The organism is Glaciecola sp. G7-5 (assembly GCF_055808975.1).
In genome coordinates this window covers 493,029-508,413 of sequence record NZ_CM147892.1, presented here as the reverse complement: position 1 = coordinate 508,413, position 15,385 = coordinate 493,029, and the positions used below count along the sequence as shown (strand labels likewise).

15 protein-coding genes are annotated in these 15,385 nt (G+C 41.8%); 12 read left to right on the top strand and 3 right to left on the bottom strand.

The window, feature by feature from the left end:
- Positions 1-194 precede the first annotated feature (194 nt).
- From coxB to AC0L6H_RS02170, 4 genes are read left to right on the top strand one after another with little or no spacing between them, the layout of a single operon-like run.
- On the top strand, positions 195-1,349 hold the full coding sequence (gene coxB / locus AC0L6H_RS02185; RefSeq protein ID WP_473392321.1) for a cytochrome c oxidase subunit II: 1,155 nt from the start codon (positions 195-197) through the stop codon (positions 1,347-1,349).
- 3 nt (positions 1,350-1,352) lie between these two features.
- Positions 1,353-2,966, top strand: coding sequence for a cytochrome c oxidase subunit I (ctaD, locus tag AC0L6H_RS02180; protein WP_473392320.1), 1,614 nt, complete (start codon positions 1,353-1,355; stop codon positions 2,964-2,966).
- A 12-nt stretch (positions 2,967-2,978) separates the two neighbouring features.
- Positions 2,979-3,599 carry a cytochrome c oxidase assembly protein gene (locus tag AC0L6H_RS02175; protein WP_473392319.1) on the top strand — a complete coding sequence of 207 codons (621 nt, stop codon included), beginning with the start codon at positions 2,979-2,981 and terminating at the stop codon, positions 3,597-3,599.
- 15 nt (positions 3,600-3,614) lie between these two features.
- Positions 3,615-4,493: a cytochrome c oxidase subunit 3 gene (locus AC0L6H_RS02170; protein ID WP_473392317.1), complete on the top strand. Its 879-nt coding sequence runs from the start codon at positions 3,615-3,617 to the stop codon at positions 4,491-4,493.
- Between the two features lies 1 nt (position 4,494).
- Here AC0L6H_RS02170 and AC0L6H_RS02165 read toward each other — a convergent pair whose 3' ends face one another.
- Complete coding sequence (locus AC0L6H_RS02165) at positions 4,495-4,701, bottom strand: DUF2909 domain-containing protein (protein ID WP_473392316.1); 207 nt, start codon at positions 4,699-4,701, stop codon at positions 4,495-4,497.
- 82 nt (positions 4,702-4,783) lie between these two features.
- On the opposite strand from AC0L6H_RS02165, the gene AC0L6H_RS02160 reads away from it, so the two are divergent.
- The 6 genes from AC0L6H_RS02160 to AC0L6H_RS02135 are packed head-to-tail and all read left to right on the top strand — an operon-like array spanning position 4,784 to position 9,435.
- Positions 4,784-5,518: an SURF1 family protein gene (locus AC0L6H_RS02160; RefSeq protein ID WP_473392315.1), complete on the top strand. Its 735-nt coding sequence runs from the start codon at positions 4,784-4,786 to the stop codon at positions 5,516-5,518.
- A 43-nt stretch (positions 5,519-5,561) separates the two neighbouring features.
- Entirely contained in the window at positions 5,562-6,125 is a 564-nt protein-coding gene (locus AC0L6H_RS02155) for a hypothetical protein (protein ID WP_473392313.1), read from the top strand.
- A 20-nt stretch (positions 6,126-6,145) separates the two neighbouring features.
- Entirely contained in the window at positions 6,146-7,129 is a 984-nt protein-coding gene (locus AC0L6H_RS02150) for a COX15/CtaA family protein (RefSeq protein WP_473392312.1), read from the top strand.
- 51 nt (positions 7,130-7,180) lie between these two features.
- Positions 7,181-8,098, top strand: coding sequence for a heme o synthase (gene cyoE, locus AC0L6H_RS02145; RefSeq protein WP_473392311.1), 918 nt, complete (start codon positions 7,181-7,183; stop codon positions 8,096-8,098).
- A gap of 25 nt (positions 8,099-8,123) precedes the next feature.
- On the top strand, positions 8,124-8,807 hold the full coding sequence (locus AC0L6H_RS02140; protein WP_473392309.1) for an SCO family protein: 684 nt from the start codon (positions 8,124-8,126) through the stop codon (positions 8,805-8,807).
- A gap of 19 nt (positions 8,808-8,826) precedes the next feature.
- Complete coding sequence (locus tag AC0L6H_RS02135; protein ID WP_473392308.1) at positions 8,827-9,435, top strand: GNAT family N-acetyltransferase; 609 nt, start codon at positions 8,827-8,829, stop codon at positions 9,433-9,435.
- Positions 9,436-9,440: 5 nt separating this feature from the next.
- Here the strand turns inward: AC0L6H_RS02135 and AC0L6H_RS02130 are convergent, their stop codons facing one another.
- Complete coding sequence (locus AC0L6H_RS02130; RefSeq protein ID WP_473392307.1) at positions 9,441-10,532, bottom strand: polysaccharide deacetylase family protein; 1,092 nt, start codon at positions 10,530-10,532, stop codon at positions 9,441-9,443.
- 151 nt (positions 10,533-10,683) lie between these two features.
- Here AC0L6H_RS02130 and AC0L6H_RS02125 point away from each other — a divergent pair, with 151 nt between their 5' ends.
- Complete coding sequence (locus AC0L6H_RS02125; RefSeq protein WP_473392306.1) at positions 10,684-12,009, top strand: MATE family efflux transporter; 1,326 nt, start codon at positions 10,684-10,686, stop codon at positions 12,007-12,009.
- Positions 12,010-12,056: 47 nt separating this feature from the next.
- Here the strand turns inward: AC0L6H_RS02125 and nfuA are convergent, their stop codons facing one another.
- Positions 12,057-12,635, bottom strand: a complete 579-nt coding sequence (gene nfuA, locus AC0L6H_RS02120) for a Fe-S biogenesis protein NfuA (protein WP_473392304.1) — start codon at positions 12,633-12,635, stop codon at positions 12,057-12,059.
- A gap of 176 nt (positions 12,636-12,811) precedes the next feature.
- Between nfuA and AC0L6H_RS02115 the strand changes: the two genes are divergently transcribed.
- On the top strand, positions 12,812-15,376 hold the full coding sequence (locus AC0L6H_RS02115; protein ID WP_473392302.1) for a M14 metallopeptidase family protein: 2,565 nt from the start codon (positions 12,812-12,814) through the stop codon (positions 15,374-15,376).
- The last annotated feature ends 9 nt before the right edge of the window (positions 15,377-15,385 follow it).

Below are 15,385 nucleotides of genomic sequence, written 5' to 3'. Positions count from 1 at the left end.
GAAAAACGCGATGATATTCAGCAAAAAAAAACGATAAAACACTAGACTACTGAAGCGAATTGAAAGATTATTGTGCCGCTATTAACAAAAAAAGAACAAATGTATTACTTTAATTTAAAACTATGTCTGCAAATCGTGTTTTCTCGTTTTTTTAGAACCAAATTCGACTTGTTAGGCGTAACGGGAGTGTTAGTGTGAAGTTCAGAAATATCATTTCTTCTCTGTCTCTTTTCTTAGTTGCTTGCTCAAGCTTTGCAGCGGATGTGGTCGATACTGGCCGGTCAGATTTGAACATGCGCCCAGGCGTCTCAGATATCAGTAACCAAGTTTACGATTTGCACATGCTCATGTTTGGGATTTGTGTTGTCATCGCAGTGGTCGTATTTACCGTCATGTTTTACTCAATGGTGGTACATCGCAAGTCAAAAGGTGCAAAAGCAGCCAACTTTCATGAGAATTTAACCGTTGAAGTCGTATGGACGGTAGTGCCTTTCATCATTTTGATTTTTATGGCAGTTCCTGCCGCCTATACGCTGATTGACATGGAAGACGCGAGTAAAGCCGACGTTTCAATTTTAGTAACTGGGTCGCAGTGGAAGTGGAACTATCGCTATATGGATAATGACATTGAGTATTTCTCGGTGTTAGCTACTGAGCAGGGACAAATTCGCAACGAACTCACCAAGACAGAAAACTATCTGCTAGAAGTTGACCGTCCACTCGTTATTCCAACAGGTAAAAAAGTACGATTTCTAATTACCTCAGATGATGTTATCCATTCTTGGTGGGTACCTGATTTTGCGGTCAAAAAAGATGCTAACCCAGGCTTTATTAACGAAGCTTGGACGAAAGTAAATACCCCTGGTGTGTATCGCGGCCAGTGCGCTGAGCTTTGTGGTAAAGACCATGGGTTTATGCCTATTGTCGTTGTTGCTAAAGACCCGGCTGAATATGATGCTTGGGTGGCTGAGCAAGAAGCGATGGCTCAGCGCGCTCGGGAAGAAGAACAGCGTTTACTTGCCATGAATATGACCATGGAAGAAGCAATGTCACAAGGTAAAGGTATTTATGATTCAGTATGTGCTGCGTGCCATATGCCTAACGGTGAAGGCTTGCCCGGTGTATTCCCAGCACTTAAAGGTTCAGCATTGGCTCTTGAGGATATCCCAGGGCACATCAGAATTATCGTAGAAGGTAGCCCCGGTACATCGATGGCTTCATTCGCTAAACAATTAACAATGTCAGAAATTGCCGCTGTGGTTACTTATGAGCGTAATGCTTGGGGTAACAACACTGGTGACCTAGTACAGGCAAAAGACGTTAACGCAATAATGAATGGTAAGGAGTAAAAAATGTCTACCACTACTGACACTACTCATTCAACGAGTCATGACCACGATGGCCATGATGATCATCACCACGGCGCCCCTGCGGGGATAATGCGCTGGTTACTAACAACAAATCATAAAGACATTGGTACCTTATACTTATGGTTCGCTTTCATCATGTTTTTGGTGGGCGGTGCTATGGCAATGGTCATTCGTGCAGAGCTTTTCCAGCCGGGACTGCAAATAGTTGAACCTAATTTCTTCAACCAAATGACCACCGTCCATGGCTTGATAATGGTCTTTGGTGCAGTAATGCCAGCATTTACTGGCTTGGCGAATTGGCTAATTCCGATGATGATTGGCGCGCCAGATATGGCTTTGCCACGTATGAATAACTGGAGCTTTTGGATATTACCTTTCGCTTTCTTGATTTTACTATCCTCGCTATTCATGGAAGGCGGCGGTCCGGCGTTTGGTTGGACTTTCTATGCACCTTTATCAACTACCTATAGTGGCGATAGTACAGCCTTATTTGTTTTCTCTGTCCACATAATGGGCATAAGTTCGATAATGGGCGCGATTAACGTTATTGTGACAATATTTAACATGCGTGCACCTGGTATGACTTACATGAAGATGCCATTGTTCGTATGGACGTGGTTAATAACAGCCTTCTTGTTAATTGCTGTTATGCCAGTACTCGCGGCAGCCGTAACCATGGTATTAACTGATAAGTTCTTCGGTACCAGCTTCTTTGATGCGGCCGGTGGTGGCGACCCAGTATTGTTCCAGCATATATTCTGGTTCTTTGGTCACCCTGAAGTATACATTATGATTCTCCCAGCCTTTGGGATTATCTCTCAGATTGTGCCAACCTTTTCGCGCAAGAAGTTATTTGGTTACGCTTCAATGGTTTATGCAACGGCGTCGATTGCCTTATTAAGCTTCGTTGTTTGGGCGCATCACATGTTTACTACAGGCATGCCTGTCGCGTATGAGATGTTTTTCATGATTGCGACTATGCTGATATCTGTGCCAACAGGCGTTAAAGTATTTAACTGGGTAGCGACGATGTGGCGTGGCTCCTTAAGCTTTGAAATACCAATGATGTTTGCCATTGCCTTTATCGTGCTATTCACAATAGGTGGTTTATCCGGCTTGATGCTAGCGATAGTGCCAGCTGACTTCCAGTACCATGACACCTATTTTGTTGTTGCGCATTTCCATTACGTACTTGTTACCGGTGCCGTATTCTCAATTATGGCAGCGGTTTATTATTGGCTTCCAAAATGGACTGGCAAAATGTTTGATATCACCCTCGCGAAATGGCATTTTTGGTGCTCATTAGTGTCGGTAAATGTCTTGTTCTTCCCTATGCATTTTGTAGGTTTAGCTGGTATGCCACGCCGTATTCCTGATTATGCCCTACAGTTTGCTGACTTCAATAAGTGGATTTCAGTGGGTGGTTTTGCATTTGGTCTTTCACAACTCATTTTCTTGGCTCTATTAATAAAAGCTTGCCGTCATCAAGGTGAGCCCGTGTCTAGCCAAGTGTGGGATGGTGCTGAAGGCTTAGAGTGGGAAATTCCTTCACCAGCCCCGTATCACACATTTGAAACACCACCTGTCGTGAAATAATAGATTTATTCAATGAAACAGGTGAACGATGACATAAACACAGCCGATGCAGGTGGGACACCTCAGCCATCGGCTCGTGTTGCGCAAGATCATAGCAAGACCGTCGGCAAAATATTGCTGATGGTGCTAGGTATGTTCTGTTTTGCTTTTGCCTTGGTGCCGCTTTACGATGTATTTTGTAAAGTAACCGGGCTTAATGGCAAAACAAGCGATGAAGCGGCTGTTTATTCCGCAGTTGAGGTAGACGAAACGCGCACAATTACCGTCGATTTTATTACGCGCACCAATTCGGGTATGCCGTGGGAATTCACCGCGCAAACAAGAAAAATTGATGTGCATCCAGGACAAATGGGTGAGGTTGCTTTTTATGTTAGAAATCCAACTAATCGCGACATAATAGCACAAGCTGTACCGTCGGTTTCGCCGGGAATGGCTGCGCTATATCTTAATAAAACAGAATGTTTTTGTTTCCAGCACCAACCGCTCAAAGCGGGCGAAGAAGCTTTAATGCCAATGGTGTTCTACATTGACCCACAGCTTCCGGAAGATATTACATTCTTTACATTACAATATACACTTTATGACATCACAGAAACTGCTAAAGAAGAGACAGTTGATGTGGTAATGAATTAGGGAACGGAGAACAATATGGCTCAAGAACAATATCAAAAATACTATGTGCCAGCACAAAGTGTTTGGCCAATAGTAGGCGCGGTAGCGTTGTTTTTAATCGCAGTAGGTGCAGGAAATTTTGTTATCGAGTCGACGAAAGATAAAGACGGGTTTGGTGCCTATACGCTTATTGCAGGCTTGGCTCTATTATTGATTATGATAGTCGGCTGGTTTAAAAATCAAATTGATGAATCTATGTCTGGCCTATACAGCGCGCAGCTAGGGCGTTCTTATAGACAAGGTATGTCATGGTTTATATTTTCGGAAGTCATGTTCTTTGCGGCATTTTTTGGTGCATTGTTTTATGCGCGTACGATATCGGTTCCTTGGCTTGGCGGTGCATCAAACAATGCCATGACCAATGAGGTTTTATGGCCAAGCTTTGAAGCCGTATGGCCGCTGCTCACCACACCTGGTGGAGATTCTTCTACCGCCATGAGTTGGTATGGTTTACCGCTAGCGAATACGGTTATTCTACTCATATCTTCTGTTACGCTGCATTTTGCACATGTTGGCCTAGAGCAGAACAAACGACTGTTGGTAAAAATATGGTTAGGGTTAACAATATTACTAGGCGTAATTTTTTTAGGGCTGCAAGCATACGAGTATATACACGCTTATGACATTGGTTTAACACTAGATTCTGGCGTTTACGGCAACACCTTCTTTTTGCTGACTGGGTTTCATGGTTTACATGTAACTTTAGGTACGATTATATTGGCGGTAATGTTGTTTAGAGTTTTCTGGGGCCACTTTACACCCAAAGAGCATTTTGCTTTTCAAGCGGGCGCTTGGTACTGGCATTTCGTAGATGTGGTATGGGTAATGTTGTTTTTCTTCGTTTATATTCTATAACTTAGTAGGGTCGCGGGTTTGGTGTTATCAAGCCCGTGGCAATTGCAATTAGTAACAACGCAACTATTATCACTGACGCCAATACCCTACGTCCTATAAACTTACTCATTGGTTCTGATGAGTCATTTTTTAGCATTACCTTCATCGCTTTGAACAGGTTGAACACCATAAATACAAGCAACGCTAACACAATAATCTTTATGGCCATTTCAATTCCTAATCTTTTTTCTGCTCTGCAACGACGGTTTGTAGGCTATTGGTTCACACTAATACCTAAATTGAGTTTTTGAATGTCAAGTAAGCGCCCCAAAAAACGAATACCCTTTGTAGCTACATTAGTCGCTTTTGTGGCAATTGTCATCATGATTGGCTTAGGTTTTTGGCAATTAGACCGTAAAGCAGAAAAAGAACAGCGCCTAAGTAATATTGAAAAGGCCAAACTCAGTGAAAATATCGATTTAGCAAAGGCATTCAAAAAGATTGATAATTACCAAGACTATGTTGTATCGGGGACGGGTAAAATAATAAACAAGTACTTTTATATCGATAATAAAATCGTCGACGGCGTAGCTGGTTTTCATGTTCTCGTGCCTTTTGACACCAGTGAAGGATTGGTAATGGTAAATCTTGGCTGGGTGGCCTCCACAGGCGTGCGCGCTGACTTGCCCGATATACAGCCTGTTTCATTTAGCTCTGTTACCGGTATTGTTTACTTGCCAACAAACAATAGTTTGATTCGAGAAACGAATACGGCCTACGGTCAGTTCCCAGTATTACTTCAACAATTAGATTTGAATGAAATTAGCATGCATTTAGGCGAAAAAGTACTGCCTGCAACACTTAGATTACTTCCTGATGATTCGGGTTTTGTGCGACAATGGCAAGCGGTGTCGATGAGCCCCGAAAAACATTTAGGCTATGCCATACAATGGTTTGGCCTCGCAATAGCCGCTTTAACGGTTTATCTGTTGTCTTTATTAAAGTGGATGCAAGCACCTTCCCCAACCGGTAATAACGAACAGTAAAAATAAACCACAGCCAAAACAATAAGATCTAGATGAGAAAAGAATGAGTGTAGAAAATACGAAGAATAAACGCAGTTTGCTAATAATGATCGCCGTTTTTGTGTTACCAGTAATACTTGCCTATATTGCGCTACAGTTTGACTGGTTTAATAAGGCATCAACTAACCGCGGCGAACTACTGCAACCGGTAATAGAGGCTGCGTCTTTGATTGAAGATAGTGAGGCCAAGTGGCATTTACTTTACATTATTCCAGAAACTTGCGATTTGGCCTGTGACAACGCATTGTACGCGGTCAATCAAATAGTGATGGCGACGGGAAAAGAGGCAGACCGTGTCAACGCCCTTTTTATTTACAGTAGCAACTCAAGTCAGGCTGCTGTGAGCAAAGCCCAAAGCTTTAGTGGTGCGAGTGTGTTACAAAAAAGCACAATAAATGTAAATGAAGTGTTTAAAAGCACCGATATAAATGCTATTTTCATCTCCGATACTTTACACAACGTTGTGCTACGGTATCCAGTTACCGCAGACAAACAACAAGCCATTATGGACAGTCGAGATATTCTTGCTGATCTTAAAAAGCTGTTAAAGCTGTCAAGGATCGGATAAGTAGTAGGAAAGAGTTTTTAATGAAGAAGTTAGTGCTTTTTAGCATTTTTTTGGCCTTAGTGGTTATTATTTTAGGCGCTTATACACGTCTTACTGATGCCGGCTTAGGCTGTCCAGATTGGCCTGGTTGCTATGGGCAACTTGTTGTTCCACAAAGCGAGTCCTTGGTAGACGCCGCAAATCAAGCTTTTCCTGAGCGTCCTGTCGAAGCAGAAAAAGCATGGAACGAAATGATCCATCGATATTTTGCTAGCGCTTTAGGTTTTGTCATTCTACTTATCTTTATATTGTCTCTTGTTCGAAGATTAAGGGCTAAATCAGGGCCTATTAAACTGCCGTTCTTTCTATTGATTCTGGTTTGTTTTCAAGGCGCCTTAGGGATGTGGACAGTTACCCTAAATTTATTGCCCGTTGTGGTTATGGGTCACTTACTAGGCGGATTCACTGTCTTATCATGTTTGTTTTTACTCTATTTGCGGATGATGAATTTTCGTATTCCTGGCGGCGATCCTAAAGTGAGGCGTTTCGCTAAGTTTGGTATAATTGGCATTGTATTGTTAGTCGGACAAATTGCGCTAGGCGGTTGGACGTCGGCAAATTATGCGTCACTTGCTTGTACAGAATTACCTATCTGCGAAGGGAATTGGAGCGCTAAACTAAACGTCCCTGGTGCGTTTAGCGTTCCCGACGCAGACAACTATGAGTTTGGTGTGCATCCTTATGAAGAGCGCATGACCATGCATATCACCCATCGCTTTGGTGCCATCATTGTGTTTTTATATCTTTGTTGGTTGGCCGTTGCCCTGTATGCCAAGGCGGACTCTGGCATGATAAAACGAATGGCTTCTTTGATGTTGGTGGTGCTGGGCATACAAATAGCCTTGGGTATAAGTAATGTGGTTTACGCACTACCATTGATCGTCGCAACTATGCACAATGCTGTTGCTGCATGTTTAGTGTTGGTGATGATACTGCTCACCTACACTATGTACAGGAAGTATTGATATGCCAACGCGCGTAAGTAGACACCTAACAAAATTTGCAAGGAGCCGAGCATGAGTAAATCTGCCGCTGTGATTTCAACTAAAAAAGTAGCTTCTAAGCAAGGAAGAGCCACTTGGCGAGACTATTATGAGCTTACAAAGCCACGAGTAGTAATGTTACTATTGTTAACTGCTTTGGTTGGTATGTGTTTAGCAACCAACACGTGGGTTGATCCCGTCATTCTGGTAGCGGGTATGCTCGGTATAGGTCTACTTTCTTCTGCAGCTGCCGTTATCAATCATGTTGTTGATCATAAAATAGATTCCGTGATGGCGCGTACTTTTAACCGCCCAGTTGCCAAAGGCAAGGTGTCAATTCAAAATGCACTAATCTTCGCGCTTGTACTTGCAGTCGTTGGCTTTATTGCGCTTGCCGTGTATGTCAACATGTTGACCGCTTGGCTTACTTTATTGAGTCTAGTTGGTTATGCCGTTATTTATACTATGTACTTGAAACGTGCCACCCCCCAAAATATCGTGATTGGCGGGCTTGCAGGCGCTGCACCTCCACTACTAGGTTGGACTGCTGTTACTGGTGAAATTCACGCTTATGGACTCTTGTTAGTGCTTATTGTTTTCACTTGGACACCACCACATTTCTGGGCGCTAGCCATTCACAGAGAAAAGGACTACGCCAAAGCTAAAATCCCAATGTTGCCAAATACCCATGGTATCGATTTTACCAAAACCTGCATTGTGCTATATACTATCTTACTATGTTTGATTTGTGCATTGCCCTATTTAACAGGAATGAGCGGGATGGTTTACCTGTTAGGGTCGACGATGTTAAACGTTTATTTCTTGTATATGGCCTTGAAACTCAAATATAGACCACAAGCTGATACAGCGATGGCGACATTTAAGTTTTCGATATTGCATCTGATGGTCTTATTTGTTGTTTTACTGGTTGATCACTATATTCCTTACTAAGACTAGGTAAAAACTGGAAACATGAATGCAAAATAAATGGATAGGCTTGTTGTTACTAGTTGTTTTTTGTGCGGGTATTTATGCTGCGCTGGTGATAGCGCCCCCGGGATTTAATGACAAAAGCGCGCAGAATGAATCAGCCCAAGCGCTCAGCGACAAAACGGCTCACTTAAGTTGGTATCCTATGCCACGCAAGCTCGCTGATTTTTCTATTACCCAAAATACGGGGGAAGCCTTCACCAACGCAGATTTAAATGGCAAGTGGACCCTCGCTTTTGTTGGCTATACCTTCTGCCCGGATATTTGCCCGGTGACGCTGGCAGAAATGAATAAAGTGTATCCCCAGCTACAAGCCATGGCAGTATCAACGCCCTTACAAATTTGGTTTTTGTCGGTAGATCCAAAACGTGACACCATCGAACGCTTAAATGAATATGTAAATTATTTTAATCCTGACTTTGTGGCGGCTACCGGCCCGCATGATCAATTGTTTCCGCTTGTAAGAAGCATGGGTATGATGTATTCAATGAGTGAAAGTACCGATAACCCAAACTATTTGGTTGACCACAGTGCTTCAATCGTTGTTATCAACCCTCAAGGCAATGTTGTTGGGCGGTTCAAACCTAAACATGTTGTTGGTGAACTATCTATAAGTGATACTGAGCAAATAGTTGCTGATATGCCCATATTGCTAGGTAGTAGCAAGTAATTTATGCAAGTCTAGTGTTGTGATAGAACTGAAAGATGGCGATACTGTTGAAAAGTTCTCATCAGCTACCTTCGCTTCTCTAGTTTTCTCTAGTGCGCCTGTGCTCTTGCCCTATTTGTTTGGTGGCAAAGCACAAGCGCTTGATTATATTGCCAAGGCATCGACGCGACCTGACGGGCAATACAGTGCTAAAAGGCATCGGCTGGTACTTGCCGACGGCAAGTCAATAATTGCTTGTATTACGTTGTGGGATAATAAACTCGCACGGTCTTTTCATGAACATACCCTCAAAAGCCTAAAAGACTTCTTAAGCCCAGAGCAAATTCTTCATGTACTCAAAACAAACGATAAGCTAGCTAACACCTTTGTGGCACCGAAGGACGATCAACTTTGTATTGGTCACCTTGCTGTTATTGAAAAGTACCGCAGCAGGGGGATAGGAAAGAAACTACTTACTTACGCTATTTCCCAGGCAAAACTAAAACACAAAACGCAAATAGTGTTAGATGTCGATAGCAAGAATGTAGCAGCACTGAGATTTTACACGGGCGCTGGATTCGCGCTCGACAATTCAACAGAGTATGAAAGTACGCATCAAATATTTTTCCGGATGTGCTACAGCTTATAGGCTACTCAGTCTAAAAAATAACCTTCTTTGGTTGCAGTAAACATTGGAAATGAATACCAATAGAAACGACCGTTGTGGGCCTTGCTAGGTGCAGTGCAATTTACTCTGGCTCTGCCGGCCTTGAATTGATGATTGAGCGTCACGGTGACAGTATTTCCGTTTTGTTCTATCGGCAATGTGTCCCCTTGAAAGTAGCATGTTATTGATGTTAAACGAACATCGTCCCCTTCAACCTGCATTTCAATAAAATCTAGACTGTCCAGTAATGAAAATTCGTTGTTGTTTGGTTTGATTGATGTCACCGGCATAGCAAAGCTATTTAACTTATTTTCTAGACTGTCCAAGTTTGCATAAATACCTGCGGCAGGGAATCTTGGGAGGGCGCCAAAGTCACTGTAATTGGCAACCGAACCAGATTGCTGGCCAAAACCAATATAGCCCTGTTCTAGTAGTTCCTCTTTAAGTGCATGGTTGAATTCCCCAAAAGGATAGGCGAGCCATTTTCTACTGTAACCTAGTTTTTCGCTTATTATCTTTTCGGCTTGATTTACATCGCTCATTACTCTTTTGAGCCATTTAGCTTGTCCTTCATTTTCGTTTTTGGTCAATAAATGAGCATGGTCTAAGGTATGGTTTGCAAAGCTTGCCAGTGGTTGCATAACTTTGATCTGCTCCCAAGTTAACTGTACTTGGGACTCGCCAATAATGGCGGGGTTAATGAACACGGTATAAGGAAAGTTATACTTCTTTAATATTGGATGACCATTCGTTAGTATGTTGGTATATCCGTCGTCAAAGGTTATGGCAACACTTTTATCGGGAAGTACTTGATTGCTTTGAATTTTCTTTAAGGCCTCAGCTAAATCTATTACCTTATAATTCTTCGACAAAAACTGCATGTGCTTTTCAAATGTCTCTGGAGTAACACTCGTACTATTTGGTGTACTCGAAGATACATGGTGATACTGGAGAATAACGAGATTATGCTCGTTAATTGTGTTATTTAATGTGTACTCCTTCGCGCTTACTAGAAACGAGGCAAAGCACAACAACAGTGTTTGCATGACAGCGATTGTTTTGACGTAGAAGCATTTCATTGTAGGGAACCTTATCGTTTTAGCGTCGCAGTGATTATTAATTACTAAGTAATGTATACTGCCAAGATGCTATTAGTTGTCTAGATAGCTTACGAATTTTACAAAGGATAAGTTTATCATTCTTTCTGCAAAACCTCACAAGCAACTACTATTGTTAGCTTTTCCACTTATATTGGCGAACATTACCACGCCGATATTAGGACTAGTTGATACGGCTATTTTGGGGCGCATGGACGACGTTTCGATTTTGGCCGGCGCAGCAATTGGTAGCTTGATCATTACGCAGCTTTATTGGGTCTGTGGATTCATAAAAATGTCGATAACCGGACTTAGTGCGCAATCCATTAATAGCGACCCACTACAAGCGGTAAAAGTGCTTTTCCAAGGAGCGATGTTAGGATTGTTTTTGGCTTTTGTCATCATTGTTCTACAAAGCGCGGTGGTCTCTGGTGGCCTTTATTTTGCGCAAGCAAGTGCCGACGTAGCAAACAATGTGCAGGCTTACTTTTACACCCGTGTTTGGGGCGCTCCTGGCGCACTTATCAATATGGTCTTAATTGGTTGGTTAATTGGGCAACAAAAAACGAAGTACGTTTTGGTATTACAGATAATCATAAATCTTGCAAACATATTACTAAGCTTATTGTTTGTTTACGGTTTTGACTTAGGTGTAACAGGAGTTGCCGCAGCGACTGTCGTTGCTGAGTACTTGATGATGTTTGCGGGTTTGGTGATGGTGCAAAGCTACCTAAGAAAGCAAAAAGGTTTTACCCTTTTTTCAGTTTCTGGACAGTCCAGATTAAAACCATCTGTGTTGGCCGAGTGGTCAACTTACCGGCAACTTCAGCTCGTGTTGTCAGTTAATAGCCACATGTTTGTGCGTAATCTCATCCTACAATTTACTCTAGCTTTTATTACCTTAAAAGGTGCACAGTATGGCGCCCAAGCAGCAGCGATAAATGCCATTATCATGCAATTTTTTGCTCTCATAGCCTTAGGCTTAGATGGCATTGCTAATGCTGTTGAGGCTCTAATTGGAGAAGCGAAAAGCCTTAAAGATAAACTAAAAATCAATCTGCATGTAAAGGTTGGTTTACTATGGTCATCGCTTTTTGCAATCGTTTATTCGTTACTTTTTTATTTTCTGGACAGTCTAATTATTAGTTTCCTTACCCATCACCGTGAGTTGATTGGGCTAATGGCAGACTACGCATACATCGTTGTGCTTATTCCACTGGTATCGCATTGGTGCTATTTATTTGATGGTGTATTTGTTGGCTTAAGCTTAGGGAAACCAATGCGTGATAGCATGTTCATCAGCACTGTGTTTGGATTTTTGCCCACTTGGTGGTTTTTGCAACAAAGCGGAAATATATCCTTGTGGATTGCAATGCTTGTTTTTCTGAGCTTCAGGGGGCTACTGCTAGGGTCTTACTATGTGTATTTGTATCAGAAAAAAAGTGATTATATTCTGTAAAAGAAAAGCGAGTGTGCACTCGCTTTTCTGCTTGTTGAGATTACTCGTTAATAATAAGAATGCTCACCGGCTTCATGCTCAGTTTCATCTCTTACGCTGGTTATCTCACCTTTGAACTGCTCAAGCATTTGTTTTTCTATGCCATCTTTAAGCGTAACATCAACCATCGAACAACCGTTGCAACCACCACCAAATTGTAATATTGCGGCGCCATCTTCGGTAACTTCAACTAATGATACCTGACCACCGTGGCTAGCGAGTTGAGGATTTATCTCACTTTCGATCATGTAATTAATACGTTCAATGAGAGGGGCATCATCTGATATTTTTCGCGCTTTAGCATTAGGTGCCTTCAACGTTAGTTGAGAACCCATCTGGTCAGTCACGAAATCAATTTCGGCTTCTTCTAAAAAGGGAACACTTTCTTCGTCAACAACTGCGTCGAAGCCATCAAAATTGAGGCGTTTATCTTGTGGCTCAACCGCATCGGGTGGGCAATATGATACACCACATTCTGCTTTGGATGTTCCGGGATTAATAACGAACACACGTATATTTGTACCCGCTTCTTGCTGTGCTAATAGTTTGCCAAAATGTGCTTGGGCTGATTCAGAAATATTTATCATATTCACCTCTGTGGAAGTATTTGTGCCAGTATAACAAATATTACCTGAGTAAAACACTCAAGTATTAATCATTTTTATGAATTTTTCGGAAAAAACTTTTGAAGTCGAAAATTATACTTTTGTTTGCTTTTAAGCGACAATTACAACATAAAACAAAGAAAGGATAAAATGACGATATGTTAAAAAACTTCTGCAAGCGAGCAGTCTATGCAGCCATACTGTTTGTTTCAACGTTTCAGGTTTTAGCGTCTGAACAACTAAAAGATGTCGATTACTTACCGAAAAACCAAAATTATAATACGGATATTCCATTACCATCAGAAGTATTGGGCTACCCCGTTGGAACATGGCATGTTCGACATGACCAATTATTGCGCTACATGGAAGTGTTGGCTGAAAAGTCTGATCGAATTTCACTCAACTATACAGGCCAGACTCATGAACAGCGCAAGCTTGTTTTACTAACGATCACGTCGCCTGATAATCAGAAAAATATTTCAAATATAAAGGCAACGCATATTGAAAATATCGCGCAGGGTAAAGCATCGGGGCCTAATGCTCCATTGATTATGTACATGGGGTATAGCGTGCATGGTAACGAACCATCGGGTAGCAATGCATCTATGCTTGTCGCTTATCATTTAGCGGCATCAAATAGCCCAGAAGTGAATAAATTACTCTCTGAAAACATAGTGCTGTTGGACCCTTCACTAAATCCAGATGGCTTAGCGCGATTCGCTCATTGGGCAAATATGCACAAAGGTAAAAATCTTGTATCTGATCCTATGCACAAAGAGCATATGGAAGATTGGCCTGCCGGGCGCACAAATCATTACTGGTTTGATTTAAACCGAGACTGGTTACTTTTGACACACCCAGAGTCTCAAGCACGGATTAAACAGTTTCACGATTGGCGTCCTCATGTACTGACTGATTTTCACGAAATGGGCACCAACAGTACTTATTTCTTTCAGCCTGGTGTTGCGTCACGCAAAAACCCGCTCACGCCGTCGCAGAATGCAACCTTGACAGGAGCAATTGCCGAGTTTCATGCAAAAGCTTTAGATGCTGACAAACAGCTATACTTTACTCAAGAAAGTTTTGATGACTTTTACTATGGTAAAGGGTCCACTTACCCCGATGCTCATGGCAGCATTGGTATTTTGTTTGAACAAGCGAGTAGTCGCGGTCACTTGCAAGAATCGATTAATGGTGTACTCAGTTTTCCTCGTACCATTCAAAACCAGGTGACCACTTCATTGTCCACTTTTGAAGGGGCGATGGCCAATAAAGCTGCTATTCTTGCCTATCAAAAACAGTTTTATAGAGACACTCAAAAACTCATAAAGGATGACGACTTCACCGGTTATATCGTTGCCCAAGGAGAAGATGTATCACGATTTGAACGCATGGTTGACATATTAACATCGCACAAGATTGAGCTAAGTCTAGTGACAAAAGATATTGAAGTAGACGATAAGATCTATAAAGCAAACAAGGCTATTTTTATACCACTTGCGCAAAATCAGTATCGCCTAATACAATCCTTATTTAGTGAGCGCCAACGTTTCGTTGACAATACCTTTTATGATGTTTCTAATTGGAATATTGGCTTAGCATTTAACTTGCCTTATAGCGCCACTAAATCATCTAATAGCCGAAAGTTGTCCCTTAGTGACTATAAAGCGTTGAGTCCAATTAAACCCAAGTTGCTTGAAGATCAATACGCTTATGTGTTTGAGTGGTTTGATCACCAAGCGCCAGCAATGTTACAAAGTTTGTTGGAAGAGGGTGTACAAGTTCGTGCGGCGGGTGCTGATTTCAAGGCTAAAACGCCTGACGCAGAAGTGGATTTCAAAAAAGGGGCCATTATTATTCCTGCGGCTCTTAAGCAACCAGATAATCTACTTTCATTGCTAACACGCTATGCAGATTTATATAATATTAATGTCCATACCATTACCTCAGGCTTAACGACAAGCGGTATTGATTTGGGCTCGCGCAAATTTATTAGCGTTGAGAAACCAGAAGTCTTAATGATAGGCGGTAAAGGGACATCGAGCTATGAAGTGGGCGAAATTTGGCATTATCTTGACACACGCATAGGTGTACCAGCAACACTATGGGATATGAGTGACTTAAAGAGTAGAAATCTTGATAGATATACGCATATTATATTTGCGTCGGGTGCCTACAATGTACTTGGCGATTCAGTTGTTGAAAAGATTGATACATGGGTCAATGAAGGAGGCGTGTTAATTGGCCAAAAATCGGCATTACAATGGTTTGCGAAGAACAAATGGATTGATAATGAACCCGTTTCTAAAGAAGCGTTAGACCTTGCGTTCCCAACGAAAGATTTAAAGTTTGATGATCAAGATGCTTTGGCTGCTAAAAAGTTGGTTGCCGGAGCTGTCTATGAAAGCAAAATCGACCTAAGCCATCCCTTGTTTTTTGGTTTTGAACGAGAAACCTTGCCTTTGTTTAAAACGAGTAATTTTGTATTAAATTTAAGTGATAATCCTTTTGTTGATATCGCTAAATATACTGAAGAACCTTTAATGGCAGGTTATTCAGCTGATGAAATGCAGGCACTTATTCGCAATACTGTGGCGATTGTTGCAGTCAAAAAACAACAAGGGGCGGTTATTGGTTTTGTTGACAACGTTCATTTCAGAGGGTATTGGGATGGCACAAACAAACTAACGGCTAATGCTCTATATTTGTCTGGCTTATTATAAGTACACTAA

Excerpts from the sequence above, each read along its gene's own strand:
- ctaD (WP_473392320.1), top strand. The coding sequence starts at position 1,353 with ATGTCTACCACTACTGACACTACTCATTCAACGAGTCATGACCACGAT.
- AC0L6H_RS02175 (WP_473392319.1), top strand. The coding sequence starts at position 2,979 with ATGAAACAGGTGAACGATGACATAAACACAGCCGATGCAGGTGGGACA.
- AC0L6H_RS02170 (WP_473392317.1), top strand. The coding sequence starts at position 3,615 with ATGGCTCAAGAACAATATCAAAAATACTATGTGCCAGCACAAAGTGTT.
- AC0L6H_RS02165 (WP_473392316.1), bottom strand. The coding sequence starts at position 4,701 with ATGGCCATAAAGATTATTGTGTTAGCGTTGCTTGTATTTATGGTGTTC.
- AC0L6H_RS02160 (WP_473392315.1), top strand. The coding sequence starts at position 4,784 with ATGTCAAGTAAGCGCCCCAAAAAACGAATACCCTTTGTAGCTACATTA.
- AC0L6H_RS02155 (WP_473392313.1), top strand. The coding sequence starts at position 5,562 with ATGAGTGTAGAAAATACGAAGAATAAACGCAGTTTGCTAATAATGATC.
- AC0L6H_RS02150 (WP_473392312.1), top strand. The coding sequence starts at position 6,146 with ATGAAGAAGTTAGTGCTTTTTAGCATTTTTTTGGCCTTAGTGGTTATT.
- cyoE (WP_473392311.1), top strand. The coding sequence starts at position 7,181 with ATGAGTAAATCTGCCGCTGTGATTTCAACTAAAAAAGTAGCTTCTAAG.
- AC0L6H_RS02140 (WP_473392309.1), top strand. The coding sequence starts at position 8,124 with ATGCAAAATAAATGGATAGGCTTGTTGTTACTAGTTGTTTTTTGTGCG.
- AC0L6H_RS02130 (WP_473392307.1), bottom strand. The coding sequence starts at position 10,532 with ATGAAATGCTTCTACGTCAAAACAATCGCTGTCATGCAAACACTGTTG.
- nfuA (WP_473392304.1), bottom strand. The coding sequence starts at position 12,635 with ATGATAAATATTTCTGAATCAGCCCAAGCACATTTTGGCAAACTATTA.
- AC0L6H_RS02115 (WP_473392302.1), top strand. The coding sequence starts at position 12,812 with ATGTTAAAAAACTTCTGCAAGCGAGCAGTCTATGCAGCCATACTGTTT.